21 protein-coding genes are annotated in these 23,459 nt (G+C 64.7%); 16 read left to right on the plus strand and 5 right to left on the minus strand.

What is annotated here, in order from left to right; all coding sequences use genetic code 11:
- The first annotated feature begins 17 nt into the window (after positions 1-17).
- Complete coding sequence (locus tag IPF49_05360) at positions 18-1,940, plus strand: SLC13 family permease (GenBank protein MBK6287065.1); 1,923 nt, start codon at positions 18-20, stop codon at positions 1,938-1,940.
- Positions 1,941-2,004: 64 nt separating this feature from the next.
- Here the strand turns inward: IPF49_05360 and IPF49_05365 are convergent, their stop codons facing one another.
- On the minus strand, positions 2,005-2,274 hold the full coding sequence (locus IPF49_05365; GenBank protein MBK6287066.1) for a hypothetical protein: 270 nt from the start codon (positions 2,272-2,274) through the stop codon (positions 2,005-2,007).
- 205 nt (positions 2,275-2,479) lie between these two features.
- Here IPF49_05365 and IPF49_05370 point away from each other — a divergent pair, with 205 nt between their 5' ends.
- From IPF49_05370 to IPF49_05385, 4 genes are all read left to right on the plus strand, one after another.
- Positions 2,480-2,764, plus strand: coding sequence for a hypothetical protein (locus IPF49_05370; protein ID MBK6287067.1), 285 nt, complete (start codon positions 2,480-2,482; stop codon positions 2,762-2,764).
- Positions 2,765-2,980: 216 nt separating this feature from the next.
- Positions 2,981-4,393, plus strand: a complete 1,413-nt coding sequence (locus tag IPF49_05375) for a phosphotransferase (GenBank protein ID MBK6287068.1) — start codon at positions 2,981-2,983, stop codon at positions 4,391-4,393.
- Positions 4,394-4,543: 150 nt separating this feature from the next.
- A complete protein-coding gene (locus IPF49_05380; protein ID MBK6287069.1) occupies positions 4,544-5,146 on the plus strand; it encodes a gluconate 2-dehydrogenase subunit 3 family protein in 603 nt (200 codons plus the stop codon).
- An 11-nt stretch (positions 5,147-5,157) separates the two neighbouring features.
- A complete protein-coding gene (locus IPF49_05385) occupies positions 5,158-6,843 on the plus strand; it encodes a GMC family oxidoreductase (protein ID MBK6287070.1) in 1,686 nt (561 codons plus the stop codon).
- Positions 6,844-6,989: 146 nt separating this feature from the next.
- Here the strand turns inward: IPF49_05385 and IPF49_05390 are convergent, their stop codons facing one another.
- From IPF49_05390 to IPF49_05405, 4 genes are all read right to left on the minus strand, one after another.
- Entirely contained in the window at positions 6,990-7,307 is a 318-nt protein-coding gene (locus IPF49_05390) for an antibiotic biosynthesis monooxygenase (GenBank protein ID MBK6287071.1), read from the minus strand.
- Between the two features lie 151 nt (positions 7,308-7,458).
- The gene (locus tag IPF49_05395) at positions 7,459-8,226 is read right to left on the minus strand and encodes a glucose 1-dehydrogenase (GenBank protein ID MBK6287072.1); all 768 of its coding nucleotides are present in this window, start codon (positions 8,224-8,226) and stop codon (positions 7,459-7,461) included.
- Between the two features lie 58 nt (positions 8,227-8,284).
- On the minus strand, positions 8,285-9,214 hold the full coding sequence (locus IPF49_05400; GenBank protein MBK6287073.1) for a hydroxymethylglutaryl-CoA lyase: 930 nt from the start codon (positions 9,212-9,214) through the stop codon (positions 8,285-8,287).
- A gap of 30 nt (positions 9,215-9,244) precedes the next feature.
- A complete protein-coding gene (locus IPF49_05405; GenBank protein ID MBK6287074.1) occupies positions 9,245-10,198 on the minus strand; it encodes a metallophosphoesterase in 954 nt (317 codons plus the stop codon).
- Between the two features lie 166 nt (positions 10,199-10,364).
- Between IPF49_05405 and IPF49_05410 the strand changes: the two genes are divergently transcribed.
- The 11 genes from IPF49_05410 to IPF49_05460 all read left to right on the plus strand — a co-directional run bounded on the left by IPF49_05410 (position 10,365) and on the right by IPF49_05460 (position 23,404).
- Positions 10,365-11,261 carry a ThuA domain-containing protein gene (locus IPF49_05410; protein MBK6287075.1) on the plus strand — a complete coding sequence of 299 codons (897 nt, stop codon included), beginning with the start codon at positions 10,365-10,367 and terminating at the stop codon, positions 11,259-11,261.
- A gap of 268 nt (positions 11,262-11,529) precedes the next feature.
- A complete protein-coding gene (locus IPF49_05415; protein MBK6287076.1) occupies positions 11,530-12,714 on the plus strand; it encodes a cytochrome P450 in 1,185 nt (394 codons plus the stop codon).
- A 42-nt stretch (positions 12,715-12,756) separates the two neighbouring features.
- Positions 12,757-13,725, plus strand: a complete 969-nt coding sequence (locus tag IPF49_05420) for a VOC family protein (protein MBK6287077.1) — start codon at positions 12,757-12,759, stop codon at positions 13,723-13,725.
- A 73-nt stretch (positions 13,726-13,798) separates the two neighbouring features.
- Entirely contained in the window at positions 13,799-14,206 is a 408-nt protein-coding gene (locus tag IPF49_05425) for a VOC family protein (GenBank protein ID MBK6287078.1), read from the plus strand.
- Positions 14,207-14,280: 74 nt separating this feature from the next.
- On the plus strand, positions 14,281-14,934 hold the full coding sequence (locus IPF49_05430; protein ID MBK6287079.1) for a TetR/AcrR family transcriptional regulator: 654 nt from the start codon (positions 14,281-14,283) through the stop codon (positions 14,932-14,934).
- Entirely contained in the window at positions 14,931-15,824 is an 894-nt protein-coding gene (locus IPF49_05435) for an SDR family NAD(P)-dependent oxidoreductase (GenBank protein ID MBK6287080.1), read from the plus strand. Before IPF49_05430 ends, IPF49_05435 begins: the two co-directional genes overlap by 4 nt.
- Before the next feature lie 4 nt (positions 15,825-15,828).
- The gene (locus IPF49_05440) at positions 15,829-17,226 is read left to right on the plus strand and encodes an OB-fold domain-containing protein (GenBank protein MBK6287081.1); all 1,398 of its coding nucleotides are present in this window, start codon (positions 15,829-15,831) and stop codon (positions 17,224-17,226) included.
- The gene (locus IPF49_05445) at positions 17,223-18,368 is read left to right on the plus strand and encodes an acetyl-CoA acetyltransferase (GenBank protein MBK6287082.1); all 1,146 of its coding nucleotides are present in this window, start codon (positions 17,223-17,225) and stop codon (positions 18,366-18,368) included. Before IPF49_05440 ends, IPF49_05445 begins: the two co-directional genes overlap by 4 nt.
- Positions 18,369-18,371: 3 nt before the next feature.
- Positions 18,372-19,163: an enoyl-CoA hydratase/isomerase family protein gene (locus IPF49_05450; GenBank protein MBK6287083.1), complete on the plus strand. Its 792-nt coding sequence runs from the start codon at positions 18,372-18,374 to the stop codon at positions 19,161-19,163.
- Positions 19,164-19,165: 2 nt separating this feature from the next.
- Positions 19,166-19,891 carry an enoyl-CoA hydratase/isomerase family protein gene (locus IPF49_05455; protein MBK6287084.1) on the plus strand — a complete coding sequence of 242 codons (726 nt, stop codon included), beginning with the start codon at positions 19,166-19,168 and terminating at the stop codon, positions 19,889-19,891.
- Positions 19,892-19,903: 12 nt separating this feature from the next.
- Positions 19,904-23,404, plus strand: a complete 3,501-nt coding sequence (locus tag IPF49_05460; protein ID MBK6287085.1) for an indolepyruvate ferredoxin oxidoreductase family protein — start codon at positions 19,904-19,906, stop codon at positions 23,402-23,404.
- Positions 23,405-23,459 lie beyond the last annotated feature (55 nt).

Raw genomic sequence — 23,459 nt, forward strand, 5'->3', positions numbered from 1 at the left:
CGCCCCACCTCCTGCCGATGAACGACACCCTGGTGCAAACCGTCACCCTCAGCACTCATGGCCTGGCCATGCTGGCCTTCGCCGCGATCGTGTTCGCGATCTTCATCAGCGACCGTGTGCCCATCGCCACCGTCAGCATCGGCATCCTGGCCCTGCTGCCGATCGGCTTCGTGCTCTTTCCGCTGCGCACCGCCGACGGCTCCTTTGACCCGCTGACACTTTTCTCCGGCTTCGGCCATCCGGCGCTGGTAGCGATCTGTGCGCTGATGATCGTCGGCCAGGGCCTGGTCGTCACCGGAGCGCTGGAGCCGGCGGCGCGGGTGCTGGCCCGCTGGATGGCAGCGAAACCGGCGCTGGCGCTGGCCGCGCTGCTGCTCGGCGCCGCGTCGATCAGCGGCCTGGTCAACGACACGCCGGTGGTGGTGCTGCTGATCCCGCTGATCATCGCAGCCGCGGCACGCGCCAAGATGTCGCCAGCGGCGATGCTGCTGCCGATGAACTACGCGGTGCAGATCGGCGGCATGACCACGACTATCGGCACTTCGACCAACCTGATCGTCGTCGCGATCGCGGCCGAACTCGGCGTCGGCCCGTTCTCCCTGTTCAGCTACTACTCGCTGGTGGCGCTGGCAGCGCTGCCGGCGATCGGCTACCTGTGGCTGATCGCGCCGCGGCTGCTGGCAAAAGTGAAGGTACCGACCGAGCAGATGTCGAGCGAGGTCTTCGACGCCGAACTGCATGTCGAGCCCGACAGCTGGCTCGACGGTCGCGAGCTGCGTGAGGCGCTGAAGGCCACTGGCAACCGTATGCGGCCAGTCGAGATCCGCCGCGGCGCGCGCACTGTCGTGCCGCTGCCGTCGCTGAAGTTCTGCCCCGGTGACCGCATCGTGCTGCAGGACACGCCTTCGGACCTGAAGGACTTCGAGACCAGCCTGAAGGCGGCGCTGCACCGTGTCGGCGACAGGCCCGAGAACCTGGTGCCGAAGAAGGGCGACGACGAAAACAAGGACAAGGACAAGGACAAGGACAAGGACAAGGACGAACCGAAGGATGAGCCGAATGACGAGCCGGAACCTTCGAAGTCGGTGGTGGCGCAGATGATTATCTCGCCTACCTCGCCGCTGGTCGGCCGCTCGGTACGCCAGGAGCACATCGCGCGCCGCTACGACGTCGTCGTCGTCGGCCTGCGCCCGCGCGCCGACAGCAGCGCCTGGCAGCGCGAGAACCTGCCCGACCGTGCCATCAACGCCGGCGACATCCTGCTGCTGCAGGGCGAGCCGGCGGCGATGCAGCAGGCGCAGCGCGACCGCATCGGTCTGCTGCTCGACGAACGCTTCGCGTTGCCGCGCCAGGACAAGGCAGCGCTGGCCCTGATCACGATGGCCGCGGTGGTGCTGCTGGCCGCGATCAAGGCGCTGCCGATCGCGCTGGCCGCGCTCGGCGGCGTCGTCGTGCTACTGCTCGGGCGCTGCTTGTCCTGGGAGGACGTGACGCACTCGCTGTCGGTCAAGGTCATCCTCCTGGTCGCCGCCAGCCTGGCGCTGGGCAACGCCCTGCTGGTCAGCGACGCCACCGCCTGGTTGGCACAGCAACTGGCGTCGGCCTCGCAGGCGCTGTCGCCGGCCTGGGTGCTGGTGCTGCTGATGGGCCTGATGGGCCTGCTGACGAACTTCGTTTCGAACAACGCCGCCGCAGCCATCGGCACGCCGCTGGGCATCGAGCTGGCGCGCCAGCTCGGCGCGCCGCCCGAGGCCTTCGTGCTGGCGGTGCTGTTCGGCTGCAACCTGTGTTACCTGACGCCGATGGGCTACCAGACCAACCTGCTGGTGATGAACGCCGGCGGCTACCGCTTTGGCGACTTCGTGCGCGTCGGCACGCCGCTGTTCCTGATCATGTGGGTGGGTCTGTCGTACGGCCTGATACTGAGCTACGGTATGTAGGCATGTCGGCTCCGGCCTGGTCCTTGGCGTGGACCAGCTCGTGGGTGCGCTACTGGATGCGCTGCTACTTCCCCTCCGATTCCTGCACGTCATGAACGATGGCAAGGTTGTCATGGGACAAGGCCGGGAGTATTTTGGCCCGGGGGAGAAATTCGTCCGAGGATTGCGGGGTTTGGGAAGGATCGGGACGAAAGATTTTCAGGCAAATCTTATTTTGGCTGTGATTTTCATTGGCTGAAAAGGTGCGGACGGAGGACGAGGACTCCTGCTGACCCTCGATGACATGGCGGCCGGCAATCACGTCACCGGTGGAAAATCCGCAACGGGAATTCATGCGCGGCTCCTCGCTCGGAAAAGCAGAGGGTCACAAGGACGGCGTCGGTCTCCCGGACCAAACCGGAACGGCGGGATTTCTACCTTGGTTTGGCACGGATTGTTTGGGAGACGATGCCCGATGGCGCATGAATTGAGCAAATCCATCATGAAGTCCCTGCTCCAGGCCAGACAGGCTTTGGACGACTTCCTCGCCCAACCCGCCCATGTCGGGGATATTCAGAAGATGGCCGGTCTTTTGGCCGACTGCTTCCACCAGCGGGAATTCACCCAATGTCATCCGTGCCTCCGAAACTGCCCGCAAGGCGGAGCTGAAGGTTTTGCTGTTACTGGGCAAGGGCGGCGGGGCTTTGCAGGGTTTTTGGGGCGATGAACTCTGGGTTGGCACCACAGCCACGCAACGGGTTCAGGATGTCCACATGACCGTCCTCCACATCCTGGTTGAATCGGTGGAACGGCTGCTTTTTCCCGAAAATTACGGCGAAGAGTAAAGATCCGGACCGGTCAGGGAAGATTCAACGCGATTTCATTTTCGCCAGGGCCCTTTCCGGCAAAATTGTGCATTCGCGAAGCGCACACGCGAAGGTGGTGTGCCCGCTGAAGATGCAGTACCGCAACGGGACGACACGCATGAACGGACACTGCTGCGCGAGGCAATGGGTGATATGGCCGGACGACGTATCAGTTACTGAACAGGAAATCCTCTGATGAATGACAGCACAAAGCCCCTGAGCTTCCCCGCCGCTGCGCTACCGTGGATCGAGAGCGCCACGGGGGGACGCATTCTCGAACTCACGCGCATGGTGGTGCGCCGCGAGGCATGGCGCGTCGTGGTGGACGACGGCAGCGCCACGCCACGATCCTGGTTCCTGCGGATCGATCGCGCGATCGCCGCGGGCAAACCCTATCCGCGCGATCTGGCGCGCGAGACCGGGTTGATCCGGTTTCTGCAGGCAAATACCGGGATCCCGACCCAGCGCATTCTTGGCTGGAACGACGAGCACGCGGTGGCGATCCAGTCCTTCGAGCCGGGACGCGCGGACCTGCACAACGTCTCACGCGAGGAACAGCATGACGTGATGATGCATTTCATGGACATCATGGCGGAGATGCACTCCCTCGATGTACACGGGATCGGACTGCCACGCTTCGAGATCCCGCCCACGCCGGAGCAGCATTCGCTGATGGAGCTGCACGCGGTGGACGATCCCCGACTGGCGACGCTGCCGGTGGATTCCAGTACGGTATTGGGGGCGTTTGGCAAACGCTGGTTGCTCAACCATGTGCCGACCAGCGTGGAGCGCACCGTGCTGTTGCAGGGCGACACCGGACCCGGTAATTTCCTGTTCGAGGATCATCGCGTGACCGCGGTCGTGGATTGGGAGTGGGCGCATTATGGCGACCCGATGGAAGACGTGGGCAATCTGTGGGTACGCGATTTCTTCACCCCGAGCTGTGGTGGCGACCTCACGCCATATATCCGGCACTACACGCAAAACGCCGGCATCACACTCGATCGGCAGAAGGCGATCTACTATCTCGTGCACCAGCTGGTGCGCTCGGTATTCACGCTCCCCGGGCTGGTGCGCCGACCCGACTGGAGGAGCACGGTCGCCCTCAACCTGGGTTACCAGGCGGTTTGCGACATCACCTGCTGCGAGGCGCTGGGCATGTACCACAGCCTCGCGGAGCCGCGCTTCGAACTCCTCGATATCCCCGAAGACATTCACGACGGACGACCCGGCATGAATGAGGACGGCGAGCTCTACCAGTTGCTGTCCGAACAGCTGGAACGCGGCATCGCACCGGAGTTGCACAACGACTTTGCCCGCAACATGGCCCTGGGCGCTTCCGGCATCACACGCTACCTGGAGCGGCGGCACCTGTACGGCGCGGCCGCGGATTCGCTGGAGCACTCGGGTATCGATGCGATTCTCGGCGTGCGCCACGCATCGCTGAAAGAAGCCCGCCAGGCGTTCATGACCCGGCTGCCGCAACTGCAGGCTGCAGACGAGGAGCGCGTGATTCGCCACTGCTGGGGTGTGGCGCGGCGCAACATGCAACTGATGGAACCGCTGGTTGCGCGCTGGAGCTACTGCAAGCTGCCCACGTTGAACTGATCCGTGTTCCGGGCGTGGCTGCATCCGCCCGGGTGTGCCACGTAACAGGCAATTCGCAGGCATTGCTCCTTGAGGATTGCCGTGGCTCCCCCTGATCACCCGCAATGCTATGCTCTGGCCTTCTTCGGAATCGATGACAGGGAGCTTGCCGTGCAACGACGTGACACGCTGAAAGGATTGCTGCTGCTCGGCGGTTTCGGTTTCCCGGCAGCGGTGCAACGGGCACTGGCCGCGGGCCTCACGCCAGAGGGTAGCGCCGCCGGTATGTTCGATGTGCCGGCGCGGGCGCTGGTCGCGGCGCTGGCCGAGCGCATCATCCCGGCGACCGATACGCCGGGCGCCGTGGAGGCTGGGGTGGTCGATTTCATCGAACAGATCGTGTTCAGCTGGTACACGGATGCCGAGCGCGCGATATTTCTCCAGGGACTGGAGGACGCCGGGGCGATGGCCACGACGCGGTTTCAACAAGACTTCGCGACGCTTGATGGCGAGCGTCAGGACCAGTTGCTGGGCGAACTCGAGCAGCGTGCGCTGGCTGTGGCAAAGCCTGCTGCGTTTTCCCTGCAACCCGACCTCGACGAGGACCTCTCACCGTTTTTTTCCAAGCTGAAGGAACTCGTCGTGGTGGGTTATTACACCTCCGAAATCGGCGCCACCCGGGAACTGCGCTACGAGCGCATGCCGATGGTTTATCGCGCCGATGTGCCGCTGGCCGAGATCGGGCGTGCCTGGGCAAACGGCATGAAGGACTGAGGGCGATGCCGATGAATACGGATTTCGATGCAATCGTGGTGGGTTCGGGCATCAGCGGTGGCTGGGCGGCGAAAGAGCTGAGCGAGAAGGGCTTGAAAGTTCTGGTGCTGGAGCGCGGCGCGCCGTTGACGCACGGCGAGGATTACGTTGGCGAACATCGCGCGCCGTGGGAAACACCCCTGCGTGGCAAACCGCTGCGCGAGCTGTACAAGAGCGATTATGCGGTGCAGAGCACCTCGTTTGCCTTTGGCGAGAACAACCGCCCGTTCTGGAACAACGATCGTGAAAACCCCTATGTGATGGATGGCGAATCGCCGTTTCTGTGGATGCGCGGCGCCGTTGTGGGCGGCAAATCGCTGATGTGGAGCCGCCAGGTTTATCGCTGGAGCGATATGGACTTCGGCGCCAATGCCCGCGACGGGCACGGCATCGACTGGCCGCTCCGCTACGCGGATATCGCGCCATGGTATGCGCATGTCGAACGCTTCATCGGGGTCAGCGGCGCAGCCGAGGATATCCCGCATCTGCCGGATGGCGAATTCCTGCCGGCCATGGACATGAACGCCGGCGAGAAGCACCTGAAACGCGAGGTGGAGCAGAAATTCGCCGGTCGCCGCGTGATCATGGGTCGAGCGGCGGTGCTGACCCGCGAGCACAACGGGCGCGGCGCCTGTCATTACTGTGGACCATGCGAGCGCGGCTGCTCGGTGGGTGCGTATTTCTCGAGCCTGAGTTCCACCTTGCCCGCCGCGGCGAAGACCGGGCGCTTGACGCTGCGTGCCAACAGCGTGGTCGAAGGGCTCGATTACGATCCCGCCACGCGCAAGGTGAGTGCCGTGCGCGTCATCGACAGCACAAGTGGAGAACGGCTGCGCTTCAGTTCCCGCCTGGTATTCCTGTGTGCCTCCACGGTTGGCAGCACCCAGATCCTGCTCAATTCACGCAGCGACAGCTTTCCCGAAGGGCTTGCCAACGGCAGCGGGACGCTCGGTCGCTACCTGATGGATCACACCAACGGTCTTGGTGCGTTCGGCCTGTTTCCGAACCTGCTGATGGATCGTTATTACAGTGGCAACCGTCCCAACAATATCTATATTCCGCGCTTCAGGAACCTCGGTGCCGGGGGTGATGCAGCGGAATTCGTTCGCGGCTATGGTTTCCAGGGCGCCGCGTTTCGCACCAACTGGTCGATGAACTACCGGATGCCCGGTTTTGGCGCCGGGTTCAAGCAGACGCTGCGTTATCCCGGGTACTGGGCCATGTTCCTGGCGGGATTCGGCGAGTGCCTGCCGCAGCAGCGCAATCGCATGTATCTGCACCCGAACAAGGTAGACCGCTTCGGCATTCCCCAGGTCGCATTCGATTTCGCCTGGCACGACAACGAGAAGCGCATGTGCCGCGATATCGTCAACGAGGCAGAGGCGATGCTGAGAGCGGCAGGCGCGCAGATCGTGATGCGCCTGGAGGAACCGGAACCGCCCGGCGGCGCGATTCACGAGATGGGGAGCGCGCGCATGGGTCGCGATCCGGCGCAGTCGGTTCTGAACGGCTGGAACCAGGCACATGAGGTCGAAAACCTGTTCGTCACCGATGGTGCGGCGATGAGCTCGACCGCATGCGTCAACCCCTCGCTGACCTACATGGCGCTGACCGCGCGCGCCTGTGATTACGCCGTGGCACGGCTCCGTAGTGCGTAGCACCGCACCCATCCGCTTCGCGGGTCGAGACGAGGAGACACTTCGAGCATACGTCCGTCACCAGGAGCACGAAGATGAGCGCCTGGGGCAGATGAATCGGCTGCGTTGATTAGCCGCCGCGCTTGCTCAGGGCTGACTCCGTTTGCCTAGCCGACCCTGCCAGGTATCACCACCCACTCGGGTTCATCGAATTCCCCGATGATATTGATTTCGCATTTCTGGTAGTGCTCTGCGAGGATGTCGCGGACGATCTTGCTTCTGTTGTCGTCCTTTTGGTCTCGCGCCTGGCGGGATTCCCAGTTGGCGATAGCCAGCAACCGGTTTGGATTGTTGAGGTCACGGTGCAGGCGAGTGCCGAGAGCGCCCGGTGTTTGCTGGATGATTTCGCTGGCGCGAATCCAATTGGCTGCGTATTGCTCCACGGTGAAGCCCGGTTTGACAATAACTTCGAAGATAAATTTCATGTATATCCGACGCCCCCCGCTTCGAGTAGCGATATTGTTCAGAGTCTTCCGGGCATTATAAGAGCGTCGTCGCGCAGTCGTTCCATTGAACGATTCCACATGGGCACTCTGATTGGGTTTTGCCCGGCTCGATCAGCTCGAGCCACGATGCTCAGCCCGCGCAGAGACCGCCGTCCAGTGCCAGCGCCTGTCCGGTCATGAAACTGTTCTCGCGCGCACAGGCCCACAGCATGGCCTGCACGATCTCGGGTGGTTCGCCGAGACGCCGCATCGGAATGGCCGCCGCCATGTTGTCCAGGGTGCGGCTGTGTCCGCTGTGCAGCAGCTCGCCGAGGATCGGGGTGCGGGTGTAGGCGGGGCATAGCGCGTTCACCCGGATGTTGCGTTTCGCATACTCGAGCGCGGCGGTCCTGGTGAGGCCGATCACTCCATGCTTGGCCGCGGCATAGGCGGCCATCATCGGGGCGCCGCGGATACCGGCAACCGAACTCACGTTGAGGATCACGCCGCCGCCCTGCCTGAGCATATGCGGCAGTTCGGCGCGCATGCACAGGAACACGCCTTTCAGGTTGACCGCCACATTGCGATCGAAGGTCTCCTCGTCGCAGTCGGCCAGCCGCGTCAGCGCATGCCCGATGCCGGCATTGTTCAGCGCCACGTCGATGCGACCGAAACGCGCGATGGTTGCGGCCACGAATTGCTCGACCTCGCTTGCGCGCGCCACATCGCAACCCATGCTGAGTACATTGCCCTCATCGAGCCCCTGCCCGCGCACCGTTTCGTGCAATGCCTCCACATTGATGTCGCTCAGCGCGAGCTGTGCCCCCGCGGCAGCAAAGCTCTTCGCCGCGAGCCGCCCGAAGCCGCTGCCCGCGCCGGTTATGAGGACCACCTGGCCGGTGAAATCGCAAGCTGTCATACAACACTCCCCGTGGACCGGAATTCAACCGGGCATTGGCAAACCGTTTGCCGGGTTCTCAGCCGGGAGCTTGCGCCCCGGTCTGCGGTGCCGCGGCGCGACGCGCGAGCGTCACCCGGGAACCGTTGCGCCGCCCCAGCACGCCGCAGATCCACACCGAGCAATCCATCAGCCGTTCGAGGTCGATGCCGGTGTCGATGCCCATGCCGTGCAGCAGATAAACCACGTCTTCGCTCGCGACGTTGCCCGAGGCGCCGGCCGCGTAGGGACAGCCCCCCAAACCGGCGATGGCGGCATCGAACACCGCGACGCCGGATTCGAGCGAGGCGTAGATGTTCGCGATCGCCATGCCATAGGTGTCGTGGAAATGACCGGCCAGCTGCGCCACCGGAACCTGCGCGCTCACCGCCTCGAGCATGGCGCGGGTGCCGCCCGGGGTGCCGGCGCCGATGGTGTCTCCGAGGCTGATCTCGTAACAACCCATGCCGTGGAGGGCCGCCGCCACCGCGGCCACGGCGCGCGGTTCGATGGCGCCTTCGTAGGGGCAGCCCAGCACACAGGATACGTAGCCGCGCACCCGCACGCCGGCATCGATGGCGGCTTGCATCAGGGGTTCGAAGCGGCCCAGCGATTCGGCGATCGAGCAGTTGATGTTGCGTTGCGAGAAGGATTCGCTGGCGGCCGCAAACACCGCGACCTCGGTGGCGCCGGCTGCCAGCGCCGCCTTGAAGCCCTTGAGGTTCGGCGTCAGCACCGGGTACGAGACACCGGGCAGGCGCACGATCCGCGCCATCACCGCGGCATTGTCAGCCATCTGCGGTATCCATTTGGGCGAGACGAAGGAGGTGGCCTCGATGGTGCGCAGTCCGGCCCGGCCCAGGGCGGCGATCAATTCCACCTTGAGCTCGGTGCCGAGCAATTGCGGCTCGTTCTGCAGTCCGTCACGCGGACCCACTTCGACCAGCCGGACCTTCGTTGGCAAAGTCATGGCGCTCTCCACGGACGGCGGGTGCGTTGCTCAGACCGTTTCGGTCAGCGCGAACTCCATTGAGGTTACGGTCACGAATTTGTCGGCGCTGAGGCTGCGCTCGCCGTCCCAGCGGTAGGCGGCAAGCTTGCCGCCCGGCTTGGCAACGCTGTAATCGAGACAGCCGATATTCGGTGCCAGTGGCGCCGGCTGGCCGCTCAGCCAGTAATGACCCATGAATACCGGAGGATCCTGGCGGCTGTATTCGAGCAGGTGATCACCGGTGATATCGTCATCCGGAATCTGGGTGGCGAGCTTTTCCGAGCCGAGGTAGGCGGCGCGGTAATTGCGCGCCTCGCCATCCCACCAACGCACCCGGATGTGATGCCGCTCGGTGCCTTCCTTGTCAAAGAAACTGTGGCCGCTCGGCAGCGCAATCTCCTTGCCCTTGAGCAGGGTTTCGACCGCCTTGAACTCCCAGTTGCCGTGGGTGCAGGAGGAGTAGAGCAGGCTGTTGCTGAGGCCGCCCGCGTGGTTGTAGTTGTTGCTGATCCGGGCAATCGCCTCGCGGTCCCAGCAGGCATGGACGATGCGCAGGTCGCCGAGGTCCAGCCACATCGGCAGCCGCCCGAACCAGTCGATCAGCTCGTGGTAATCGTCGGTGTATTCGTAGGCATCGAGGAATACCCGGTGCTGCTGGTAATTCTTGGCGTTGTGGTCACGGAAAAAACCGCCGCCGGAGCGTGGCGTGGCATAGGCAATCGCGTTGAATTCATGGTTTCCCATCACCGCGAGTGCGCTGCCGCGCTCGATCATCGGCCGCACGATGCGAATCACTCCGCGCTGGTGCGGTCCGCGGTCGATGAAGTCACCGAGAAAGATCACCTTTCTTTCGGGGTGGCGATAGACGCCGTCAAACAGCGAGTACCCCAGCCGCCCGAGCAGGGCCTCCAGTGTTCGCGCGTGTCCGTGGATATCGCCGATGATGTCGTAGCCTGCTTGCACTGCCGCCTCGGTCGGGGGTGGATTCGATATTTATTCTAGTCGAGGAGACGGTCGGGGCGCGACCGCGCGGCGCTCCTTCACCCGGAGGCGTGGCGTCGCGACTGCCCGCGAAAGGCCAAAACATGATCAAATCGCCTCCAACGGCGTAAATAAAGGGGCTGAGGTGATGAAAAAATGGCTGTTGCGGATCGCGCTCTTCCTGCTGGTACTGACCCTGAGCGGTGCCACGGTGATCTACTTCGGCTTGCGCGAGCTGGGCTTTTTCCGGGAGCCGGTTTTCGAAACCGGAGCGCCGCTGCTGCCGGAGCTGCGCCATCCCGCCGTGCTGGTATTCTCGAAGACCAATGCATTCATCCACCGCGAGGCCATCCCGGCCGCGCAATCCGCGCTGCGCCGGATCGGCAAGGCACGCGGCTGGTCAGTGTACCTTTCCGACAATGGCGCGATCCACAACGCGCGCGATCTGCAGCGCTTCGATGCCGTGGTCTGGAACAATGTCACCGGTGAGGTACTCGATGCCGGACAGAAACGCGCACTGCGCGACTACCTCGAGCAGGGGGGTGGATTCGTGGCGCTGCACTCGAGCGGCGACAGCAGCCACGAGGACTGGCCCTGGTACATGAAATCGATCATTCGCGTGCGTTTTGTCGGACATCCGATGCTGCCGCAGTTCCAGCGCGCCACGGTGCGCATCGAGCAGCCCGCGGATCCGATCATGGCCGGGGAAGAGCGCGCGTGGACCCGCGAGGACGAGTGGTATTCCTTTGCCGGCAGTCCGCGCGCGGACGGGGTGAGAATCCTCGCCACGCTCGATGAACAGAGTTATCAACCCGAGGCCTTTGGAAAGTCACTGCGCATGGGTGCGGACCATCCGGTGATCTGGAAGCATTGTGTGGGCGCCGGGCGCGTGTTCTATTCCGCGATGGGACACACCGCCGAGAGCTACGCCGAGCCGCGCTATCTGCAGCTGCTCGAGCGGGCCGTGACCTGGGCGGCGCGGCTCGAGCCGCAGGCTGCCGCGGGCGGAGCGCCATTGTCGTGCGAGGAAGACGCCGGTGGCTGAGCCCGTACCGTCCGTCTCGTGGATGAAGAGTACCGGTATGCGCGGCGGGTTCAGGCTTGTCAGCTATCGGGTTTGATTACCCTGATGGCGTTTTCAGGCAGCAATTTTGGCCAGACCGCGTCGCGCCACGGGACACCGGGCATATTGCCCCGGATGCGAGCGAGTGCAAGGCCCATCGGTAAACCCATCGGTAAAGGCGTTGACCCGGACCGGCCGCATGATATTATGAGTACCGGTAGTTTCGTAAATTGGGGTGCTTGCGATGACGATCGACTACGATCCCTTTTCGGATGCGGCGATGCGCGATCCGTTCCCGCTCTATGCCGCGATGCGGGCCGAGGGCGGTCCCCACTACATCGCGAAGTACAACGCCTGGGCGCTGGCGCGCTTCGAGGATGTCTGGGAAGCCAGCATGCATCACGAAGCCGATGTGACCTGGACCGCTGGCGCGACCCCCGCGCAGCTGCTGCTCGGCGATCCGATACCGCGCGCCTTCACCACGATGGACGCGCCGGAGCATCGCAAGTGGCGTGGCGTGATCAGGCGCGAATACACACCCGAAGCCGTGCGTTTGCATGAGCAGCGCTTGCGCACGCTCGCCCGCGAGGTGCTCGATCCGCTACTGGCGCGCGGGGAGTTCGATGCCTATGCCGATTACGCCAACCGCGTGTTCTGCCTGAACTCGGGATTCAACCTCGGCCTGCCGCGCGAGGATGCCCTCACCTGGCGCGCCCTGATCGACGAGCTGATGCACCGCGATCCCGGACAGTGCGGTGGCAGTTCGTCGCGCAATCAGTACGCGGCGACGCAACTCGCGGCCTATATGCACGACTACGTACAACGTTTGCGTGTGGATCCCGGGCTCGCCAGCGGTCATACGGCGGCCTATCTGAACGCCGAGATCGATGGCGAGCGGCTCGACGACGAAGGAATGGTCAATATCCTGATGAATTTCCTGATTGTCGGATCCGAGACCACGCCGATGGTATGCGCTGGCGCGCTGCATTACCTCGAGCAGCATCCGGCGCAGAAGGCGGCGGTGCTGGCGGACCATGCCCTGATACCGAGGTTGTTTTTCGAGACCTGCCGTTATGACCAGCCGACGAACATGTTGTGTCGGCGCGCGAAACGTGATTTCACGCTGGGGGGTGCGCAGATCCGTGCCGGGCAGGACCTGCTGTATATCTACGCCTCGGCCAACCGCGACGAACGGGAATTCGTGAACGCCGCGCAATTCGATATATTCCGCAATCATGAGCGCGACCTGACGTACGGCGCCGGCGGGCACAAATGCCTGGGGATGCATCTGGCCACCATGGGCGCGGTGATCGTGCTCGAGGAACTGCTGGCATCGATACGGGATTTCGAGGTTCGGCTCGACGGCTGCCGGCGCGCCTACGGTGAGCATCTGTCCGGATTCGAACGGGTTCCGGTGCGGGTGCATCTTGGTTGAAGCGCCGGTCCGCGCGGTGCCCCGCGGGGCCATGGAGGAACATTGAAAATCTGCTCCCTCGGTTATATCGGTATCGCTGCGCCCGATCCGCTGGCGTGCCTGGAGTTCGCCACCCACATCGTCGGAATGATGCCGGCGCGGGCCTGTCCGGGCGAGGACTGGGGCGTGCCGGCACGGCCGGGCAGGGGTCCCGCCAGTGCCGGCAGCGGTAAACTTGCCGATGGCAGCGTGTATCTCAAGCTCGATGACTGGCAATGGCGCATCGCGGTTCATCTGCGGGCGGGGCGCCCGGGACTGCTGTACCTTGGCCTGGAGCTTGCGAGCGAACTCGCGCTCGAGCAGGCGCTCGCCGAGTTGCGTGCCGCCGGATGCGAGGCCCGGCGCGGCACCGATGCCGAGGCGCATGCACGCGCTGTCGCCGGTATCGTCCATACGCGCGACCCGATGGGCAATGCCATCGAGCTGTTCTACGGCCCGGTCAAGGATCGCAAGTTCAACTCGCCACGGGGCACGCGTTTTTGCGCCGCCGGTCTCGGACTCGGGCATCTGAACCTGCTGGCGGCGCCGCTGGTCGAGGCGCGTGATTTCTATACCCGCGTGCTCGGATTCCGGCTGACCGACTTTATCCGTTTTGGCGCCGGTGACTCGGCCAATTTCTTTCATTGCAATGCCCGTCATCACAGTATCGGCTTGCTGAAAGTGGGAGAGCTTGCGGGTGTCCATCACCTGATGCTGGAACTCGAGAATATCGATCTGGTCGGTCAATGCCTGGAGCGGGTCGAAGCCGCCGGTTTGCAGATCACCTCGACGCTGGGCCGCCATGCCAACGACCGCATGCTGTCGTTCTACATGGCGAGTCCCTTCGGCTTCGAACTCGAGATCGGTTGCGAAGGATTGCGGATCGACGAGCAGTGGACGCCGGCGGAGTTTGTCGAGGGCGATATCTGGGGCCATCGCGGGCTGGATCCGGAAACGATCCAGCGCAATCTCGCAGCGGTGGGTGACGAATGACAGGCAGTGGCTGCGCGGCAGCGCGCGTAATATCCAGCCTGCGCAAGCACGCCATTGCAGGGGAGTCGAATCGATGGCGGTGAAATTGCAGAAGGCTGCACTGGATGCGGGTATCGTTACCATCGATGGCGAGCGCGCGGCGCACTTCTACGGTGAGGTGCTGGGGCTGCCGCTGGCCGGTGAGGTGCGGCTGCCCGATATCGGCCTGATTCGCCGCTACGCGGCCGGTGACAGCACGCTGCGGGTATTCGTGCCGGATACCAGGCCGCAACGGGAGAGCAGCCGTGATGGCATGGCCAGCCAGACCGGGATCCGTTATCTCACGCTGACGATTTCCAACCTCGATGAAACAGTTGCCGCGGTGACGGCTGCCGGATACAAGGTACCCGTTGCGATCCGCGACCTGCGACCGGGGGTGCGGGTGGCGCAGGTCGAGGATGCCGACGGCAATGCCATCGAATTGATGCAGCAGGACTCCTGAGTACACGCCATGAAATCCGAAATGTCGACCCGGTCGCGCCGGCGCATCGATACCCATCGTGGCGTCGGGCAGGCGTGAACCGCACCGTGAAGAAAAATTCGGTTGCGGGAGTCCGCCGTGGACGCCCGCGCAGCGGGGCATCGGAGCAGGCGATCCTGTCCGCGACTCTGGAGTTGCTGGCCGAACTCGGTTTTCGCGCGGTAACGGTCGATGCGATCGCTGCCCGTGCCGGCGCCAGCAAATCGACCATTTATCGCCGCTGGCCGACCAAGGAGTACCTGGTCATCGCGGCATTCGCGCAGACACCGAACCTCGCACCCGGCAGGCAGGGTACGATGGCGGAGCAGTTGATAGACGTGATCGCCCAGTTCGCCGGGTTCATGCAGGCCACGCCGCTCGGTGGCGTGCTGCCCGCGTTGGCCGCGGAGCGCACCCACAACCCGGCGCTCGATGGTGCCTTCGGTCCACTGGTGCGCGCGCGGCGCAAGCCGCTGCTCGATATCGTTCGCGCAGGGATCGCCGGTGGTGAATTGCCCGCGGGAACCAATGCGGAATTTGCCGCGGACATGTTTACCGGACCGGTGCTGCAACGACTCATGGTCCTGGGGCTGAAAACCGATCGGCGCTATGTGCGCCAGGTGGTGCTGACCGCCTGCGCCGGGCTGCGTGCGGCGCAGCCAGGTCGCGCGGTGCGGCGGCGCAGCGCAACGGAGGTGACGGGCGGATGATATTGTTGCAGGGCAGGGCGGCGGCCATAAGCGGCGCGGGTGGCGGCATCGGTCGCGCGCACGCGCTGCTGCTGGCGGCACACGGTGCCGCGGTGGTGGTCAACGATATCGACCTCGAGCGTGCGCAACAGGTGGTGGCGGAAATCGTCGCCAGCGGTGGTCGCGCGCTGGCCAATGGCGCGAGCATCGCGACGCGCGCCGGCGCCGAGGCGCTGGTGAGTGCCTGTGTGCAGGAGTTCGGCGCGATCGACCTGCTGGTGAACAACGCCGGGAACCTTCGTGACCGATCCTTTCTCAAGATGAGCGACGAGGAATTCGACAGCGTCTGGCAGGTGCACGTGAAAGGCAGTTTCTGGTGTGCCCAGGCTGCGGCTCGTCAGATGTGCGTTCAGGGCCGCGGCGGGGTCATCATCAATACCTGCTCGGGCTCGCATTTCGGCAATTTCGGGCAGAGCAATTACGCCGCGGCAAAAGGTGCCATCGCGTCGCTGACCTATACCTGGGCCATCGAACTGGCGCGCCACGGCATTCGCGTCAATGCGATCTGTCCGGTCGCGGCAACGCAGATGACACAGGGGATCATCAGCGGTCCGGATCCGGAGCAGGCGGCGATCTTCTGGGCGCCGGAGCGTAACAGCCCGCTGCTGGTCTACCTGGCCTCGGACGAGGCGGCCAACGTCAGTGGCCAGATCTTCGGTACCGGTGGCGAGCGGCTCGCGCATATGGTGCAGCCGCATTACGGCAAGACGCTGATCCGCCCGGGAGGATGGACCGTGGAAGCGGTGCGTGAGCAATTTCAGCAACAGATGCCACAGGAGTTCGATGTGTTCGGTATTTCCGCGAAACCCTATCCATTTCACGACGGGGTCAAGCCCCCGTCCCGGGATTGAGTCCATGGTTGGCATCATCGCCTGTGGCGCCGCGATACCGGTGCGCCGTTTACCGTTGTCATTGCTGGCCGGCAGGAGCGCAATGCCAGGCTCGCCGGAGCGCGCGCTGGCGTGGTCCGACGAGGATGCAATCACCCTGGCGGTCGCGGCGGCGCGCGACTGCCTGGTCGATTGTGATCGCAGCCGGATCGATTTGCTGCTGTTTGCCAGTACCACCGGCCCCTATGTCGAGAAGCTGGGCGCGGCGATCGTCGCGGCGGCGCTGGCGCTGGCACCGGGCACGCGCACCCTCGATGTCGCGAATTCGCTGCGTGGCGGCACCCAGGCGCTGCTGCTGGCGCTCGATGCGGTGCGTGCCGGTTCGGCGCACAGCGCACTGGTCGTGGTCGCTGATTGCCGCCAGGGAGCCCCGGGTTCCGCGCTGGAAGCAAACGGCGGTGATGCGGCTGCCGCGTTTCTGGTGGGCAATGGCGATGCGCTGTTCGAGGTGATCGACAGCGCCACGTGCAGCGCCGAGATCGTGGATGTGTGGCGCCGCCCCGGTGATCGTTTCGCCCATTCCTGGGAAGAGCGCTTCGTGCTCGCCCACGGCTACCTCGAGCCGATGCTCGCGGCGCAGGCGCAACTCGCGGCAAAAGCCCGGATCGATCTGTCCGCCTGCACCCATCGGCTGTTCTCGGCGCCCGATCGCAAGGCGCACCAGGCACTGCAGCAAGCGCTCGGTCCCGGTGCGTTGTCCCGGGAACCGTTGTTCGGCAGCGTGGGCAGTTGCGGCGCGGCGCATGTGCTGCTGCAACTGGTCGCGCTGGCCGAGACCGCGAGCCCCGGCGATACCGCGCTGCTGCTCAATCACGGCGACGGTGCCGATGCGCTCGGGCTGCGTTTTCATCGTGCGGCAAAAGCCCGCTTTCCCGCCCGGATCGCTCACCGCCTGGCGCTCTCGGGTATCGAGCAGTACCGGCGTGCCCGCGAACTGCTGGTCGAGGAGTACCAGGGGCACGATTTCCAGGGGATCTCGGCCACGGTCCATTATCGCGATCGCGGTGACGATCTAGCGCTCGCGGGGCAGCGCTGCGAGTGCGGGGAACCGCGGTTTCCGCGCGCCCGAATCTGTGTTCGCTGTGGCCTTGCGGACCGCTTCGGGGAGGAGATCTATGCCGAACGCGGCGCCACGTTGCTGACCTATACGCTCGATGCATTTTTCCCCTCTCCGGATCCGCCCACCGTGGTTGGCGTGGTGCAGGTGAACGACGGTCCGCGCATCCATGTGCAACTCACCGATATGCCCGCGGGCGAGGTGCGGATCGGCATGGCGCTGGAATTCGTGCTGCGGCGCATGCATTGTGTCGGCGGACGACCGAATTATTTCTGGAAATGCCGGCCACCGGGAGCTGCGTCATGAGTCTGAGAGACAAGGCCTCGATCGTCGGCGTGGGTTGCAGCGCGTTTGCCGAGCACTGGGATCGCAGCGCCGAGGACCTGATCGTGGATGCGGCTCTGGAGGCCTATGCCGATGCCGGCATCGACGAACCGCGCCGCCAGATCGATGCGATCTATGCCGGTTCGCTGTACGCGCCGATGGGCCCGGTTCATGTCACCGAGGCGCTCAGGCTCTACAAGCCGATCACCATGGTCTACAACTACTGTGCCACCGGTACCGAGGCGCTGCGCGCCGCGGTCATGGCGGTCGCGGCCGGTGCCCACGATACCGTGCTCGCGCTCGGTTTCGACAAGCCCAAGGATCGTGGTGTGTCGGGCCCGAGCGTGAATATCCGCGGCGTGCGCGGCCTGCCGGAAACACCGGCCGGCTGGTTTGCGTTGTGCGCGGCGCCGTACTTCGAGCGCTACGGCGCGGGGCGCGAGGACCTGGCGCGGATCGCGGTAAAGAATCATCACAACGGTACGCTGGCACCGAAGAGTTTCCTGAAGCGCGAAATAAGCATCGAGGACGCGCTCACGGCGCGCATGATCGCGTGGCCATTCGGGCTCTACGATTGCGCGGCGCAGACCGACGGCGCCGCGGCGGTAATCGTGACCCGACGCGATCTGGCCCGCCGTCACCATGATCGTGCGGTACAGGTGCGCGCTATCGCCAGCGCGTCGGCGGCGCATCCGCATGGCGATCCTGATCATGATTTCCTGCGCTGGAAACCGACCATCGCGGCGGCCGAGGCGGCCTATGCTATGGCAGGCATCGTGAATCCGCTGCGTGAAATTGATGTTGCGCAGTTGCACGACTGTTTCACCCTGACCGAGCTGCTGAGCTACGAGGATCTCGGTTTCATCGCCAAGGGCGCGGCCCGCGAGCACATCGCGGCCGGCACTTTCGCGCTCGGCGGCGAGTTGCCGGTCAACACCGACGGCGGGCTGAAGTCCTTCGGGCACCCGACCGCCGCCACCGGTCTGCGCATGATCTACGAGAATGTGCTGCAATTGCAGGGGCGTGCGGGCGCGCGCCAGGTGTCGGGTGCGGGCACGGCGCTCAGCCACAATATCGGCGGTTATCCGACCGGGTGTGCCGTCTGTATCCTGAGCATGGAGTAGGCAATGGCGTTCAGCACCCTGAACTATCGGGTCGAGGATGGCGTGGCGCTGATCACGCTCGACCGGGTGGCGGCACATAACGCGGTCAATTCGGTGATGAGCCGCGAATTGCCGCTGGCATGGCAGCGCTTCGACAGCGATGACAGCGCGATCGTGGCAATCGTGACCGGGGCCGGTGAACGCGCTTTCTGCGTAGGCGCGGATCTCGCGGATCAGCCGCAAATGGACGGCGAAGGTCGTGACGGTACGCTCGCGAGCATGCGCTGGACCTCGTTGCAGAACCGGGTCTGGAAACCGGTGATCTGCGCCGTGAACGGCATGACGGTGGGCGGCGGTCTGCATTTCGTGGCCGACAGCGATATCGTGCTTGCGGCCGAGCACGCGACGTTTTTCGATACCCACGTGAAGGTTGGTCTGGTGGCTGGGCTGGAGCCGGTCTGCCTCGCGCGCAGAATGCCGCTGGAGGCGGTACTGCGCATGACCCTGGTCGGCGGTGGAGAGCGGATTCCGGCGGCGCGTGCGCTGGCCCTGGGGCTGGTCGGCGAGTTGGTGCCGGCAGCGGATTTGCTCCGGCGCGCCCTGGAAATCGCCGCCATGATCAAGACCAATTCGCCGGCGGCGATGGCACGCAGCAAGCGCACGATCTGGGAAGCCGCGGACCGCGGACTTGGCGCGGCACTGGAAAACGCCTGGCACAGCATCATGGAACACAACACCCATCCGGATGTCGAGGAGGGTGCACGCGCGTTTCTCGACAAGCGCGCGCCGTGCTGGCGGCCCTACAGCGAGCGCTGAGCGTGGAGTACCAGGATATCCGGGTCGAGCGTATCGGAGCCGTGCTGCTCATCCATCTCGATCGCCCCGCAAAGCTCAATGCCTACACGCCGGACATGGGCGATGAACTGGTGCATGCTTATCGCGCAGCGGCCGCCGATCAGAGCCTGCGCGCGGTGATCCTGACCGGCAGCGGCAGGGCGTTTTGCGCCGGCGCGGACCGCGCGTTCCTCGCTGGCGAAAAAGCGCGTTCGGGCAAGCGTCTCGGCGAGGAGGAATTCATCGGCGGGTTTGCCGCGGAGCTCGCCGCATTGCCGTTGCTGAGCATTGCCGCGATCAACGGCGTGGCGGCGGGCATCGGTGTCACGGCAACCTTGCCGATGGATCTGCGCATCGTCGCTGCCGATGCGCAACTGGTATTGAATTTCGCGGAACTCGGCATCATGCCCGGCCTTGGTTCGACCTATTTCCTGCCGCGCCTGGTCGGTGTGGCGCGGGCCAGCGAACTGTTGCTCTGCAGCCGCCGCATCGATGGCGAGACCGCGGCGGCAATGGGCCTGGCGAACCGCGCGGTGGCGGCCACGCAGGTGCTGCCCGCGGCGCTGGAGCTGGCGCATGCGCTGGGCGATTGCCGGCGCGAGGTGGTGACGGCGATCAAGCAGGGCCTGGCGCAGGGTAGCGCGGGCACGCTGACCGAGGCGCTGCGGCACGAACGCCAACTCGCGGCGCGACTGCGTGGGTCAACCTGAGGTTCCGATGCGATGACAGAGATCAGCCTGGATGACAAGTACACCGCCACCGGCGGGCGCGTCTACCTGAGTGGCGCGCAGGCGCTGGTGCGCTTGCCGTTGATGCAGCACCGGCGCGATCGTGCGGCGGGGCTGAACACCGCGGGATTCATCTCGGGTTATCGCGGCTCGCCGCTCGGCGTCTACGATCTCGCGTTGTGGCAGGCGCAGAAATTCCTCGACCAGAACCAGGTCCGCTTCGTGCCGGGCATCAACGAGGACCTGGCCGCAACCGCGGTGTGGGGCTCGCAGCAGGTCAGGGAACTCGGCGAATCGCCGTATGACGGCGTGTTCGCGCTGTGGTATGGCAAGGGCCCGGGTGTCGATCGCTCCGGCGATCCGCTGAAGCACGGCAATTACGCCGGCAGCGCGCGCCACGGCGGCGTGCTGGTGCTGTGTGGCGACGATCACGGTGCCCGTTCCTCGACCACCGCGCACCAGAGCGATCATGCGCTGATCCATTTCGGCATGCCGATTCTTTATCCGGCGACGATCCAGGAATACCTCGATTTCGGGCTGCACGGGTTTGCATTGTCGCGCTATGCCGGCTGCTGGGTGGGTTTCAAATGCGTAACCGACGTGGTGGAAGGCTCGGCATCGGTCAGCGTCGAGCCGGGGCGTGTGCGCTGCGTGGTTCCCGAGGACCATGTGCTGCCCGCCGCGGGTCTCAATATCAAGCTGGGACTCTTTCCGCTGGCCGCCGAAGCGCAGATGCTGGCGCGGCTCGAGGCGGCGCAGGCTTACGTGCGCGCCAATCGCCTCGATCGGGTCATCTGGCCGCAGCCGCGCGCGCGCCTCGGCATCGTCAGCACCGGCAAGACCTGGCTCGACGTGATGGATGCACTGGCGCAGCTCGGAATCGATGCCGTGCGTGCCGCCGAGCTCGGTGTGTCGGTCTACAAGGTGGCGCTGGTGTGGCCGCTCGAGCCGCAGGGCATCGCGGCCTTTGCCCGCGACTGCGAGCAACTGCTGGTGATCGAAGAAAAACGTGCGGTGATCGAGGAGCAGATCGCGACGCTGCTGTACAACCTCGATGGCGCGAGCCGTCCGCGGCTCAGTGGCAAGCGCGACACGGAGGGTGCGGCGCTGGTCCCGGCCGGGGGTGAACTGAACCCGATGCTGCTGGCACGAATCATCGGCGGACAGTTGCTGCAGCTGGTACCGGATGCGCGGCTCGCAGAATCTTTGGACGCATTGCAGGAGTCGGTGCAACAGACCGGTTTTGGCAGCGGGCAGGGCGCGCTGATGCGCTTGCCGAGTTTCTGCGCCGGGTGTCCGCACAATACCTCGACCCACGTACCGGAGGGTTCGATTGCGATGGGCGGTATCGGCTGTCACGGACTGGCGTCGTGGCTACCCGATCGCAGGACCATCGGCATGTATCACATGGGCGGCGAGGGGGCGGCGTGGATTGGGCAGGCGCCGTTCCTGCAGCGTGAGCATATATTCCAGAATCTCGGCGACGGCACATATTTTCATTCCGGGCTGCTCGCGATCCGCGCCAATGTTGCGGCCGGCAGCAACATCACCTACAAGATCCTGGTCAATGGTGCGATCTCGATGACCGGTGGGCAACCGATCGAGGGGCAGAGTTTCGACGGCGGTATCACCGCGCCGAATATCGCTCGCCAGGTCCATGCCGAAGGCGTGCAGCGCATTGCGCTGGTGACCGAGGATCTGTCGCGCCATCGGCAGCGCTCGAACTATCCCGCGATCACCACATTTCATCATCGCGACGAGCTCGATGCCGTGCAGCGCGATATCCGCACCCATCCCGGCGTGTCGGTGATCATCTACGAACAGGCCTGTGCCACCGAGCGCAAACGCCTGCGCAAGCGGGGCAAGTATCCCGATATCGCGAAGCGCTACCTGATCAGCGAAGAAATCTGCGAAGGGTGCGGCGATTGCGGGCTGCAGTCGAACTGTATTGCACTGGAACCGAGCGAGACCGCGTTCGGGCGCAAGCGCCAGATCAACCAGTCGGTCTGCAACAAGGATTTTTCCTGCGTGAAGGGCATGTGCCCGAGTTTCGTGACGGTTTATGGCGGCAGTCTGCGCGGCGCCGTTGGCGGCGCATCCGATGCATTCGACGAATCGATATTCGGCGATTTGCCGCAACCCCGGCAGCTGGCGCAGGCGAGCGCCTGCAATATCCTCGTCGCCGGTATCGGCGGCAGCGGGATCATCACGCTCGGTGCGCTGCTTGGCATCGCCGCGCACATGGAAAACAAGCCGGTGAGTGTGCTCGATATCACCGGCCTCGCGCAGCGCAACGGTGCCGTGACCAGCCATATCCGTTTCATTGCCGGCGAGGAACTGGAGCTCGCCACGCGCATACCCGAGGGCGCAGCGGACCTGGTATTGGCAGCTGATCTCGTGGTCGCGGCCGGAACCGATGTGATGGCGCGCATGTCGGGTACGCGCTCGGCGCTGGTGTACAACTTCCATATCGCACCCACCAATGCCTTTGCGCTCAATCCGGATCTCGATTTCGACAGCAGCGGCATGGAGAATTCGCTGCGTGCACGCACCCGCGACGGTGCACTGCTCGGTGTCAATGCCACGCGCATCGCCACCATCCTGCTCGGCAATGCGATTGGCGCCAACCTGTTCCTGCTCGGCGCGGCGTGGCAGCGGGGCCTGATTCCGCTGTCCTGCGCGAGCCTCGAACGGGCCATCGAACTGAACGCGACCGCGATCGAGATGAATCGCCGCGCGTTCCGGCTCGGGCGCCTCTCGATAGCACATCCCCAACGCCTCGATGCGCTGCTCGAGCAACAACAGCCGCTGCGCATCGTCGCGGCACCGCGGGATACGCTCGCGGAACTGATCGCACACCGGGTCGCGTGGCTGGTCGCGTACCAGGACGAGGCTTACGCGGCGCGTTTCGAGAAGCTGGTGCGCCGGGTGATGGCGGTGGAGCGCGATACCTGTGGCAGCGCCGGGCGACTCAGCGAAGCGGTGGCGCGCTACTACTCCAAGGTGCTGGCCTACAAGGACGAATACGAGGTCGGGAGGCTGCTCGGTGGCGAGGCGCTGAAACGCCAGCTCGAGACCCGGTTCGAGGGCGATTACCGCATCGCGTTCAACCTGGCGCCACCGTTGCTGGCCCGGCGCGACCCGCTTACCGGACGCTACCGCAAGAGGGAGTTCGGTGCCGGCCTGATGCCGCTGTTCGCGCTGCTGGCGAAACTCAAGTTCCTGCGCGGCACCGCGTTCGATATCTTCGGCTATTCCGCGCACCGGCGGCGCGAGCGCGCGCTGGTGGCCGAGTACGAACAACTGGTGCAAACGCTGCTCGGCGGGTTGCACCGCGGCAACCAGGACATCGCGGTGAAGCTGGCGTCGCTGCCCGAGCGGGTGCGCGGCTTCGACGTGGTGAAGGAAGCGAGCATGGACGAGGCGCGGCAATTGCAGCAGACACTGCTGGCGGAGTTCGCTGCCGCCGCGGTTCCGGTCACGGTCGCGGCATGACATCGCTTGCCGATGAGTTCGACAGTACAGTCTGACAACCGCATTGCCGAGGGCT

This window comes from Gammaproteobacteria bacterium (genome assembly GCA_016705365.1).
In the GTDB taxonomy this organism is placed as follows: Bacteria; Pseudomonadota; Gammaproteobacteria; order Pseudomonadales; family UBA5518; genus UBA5518.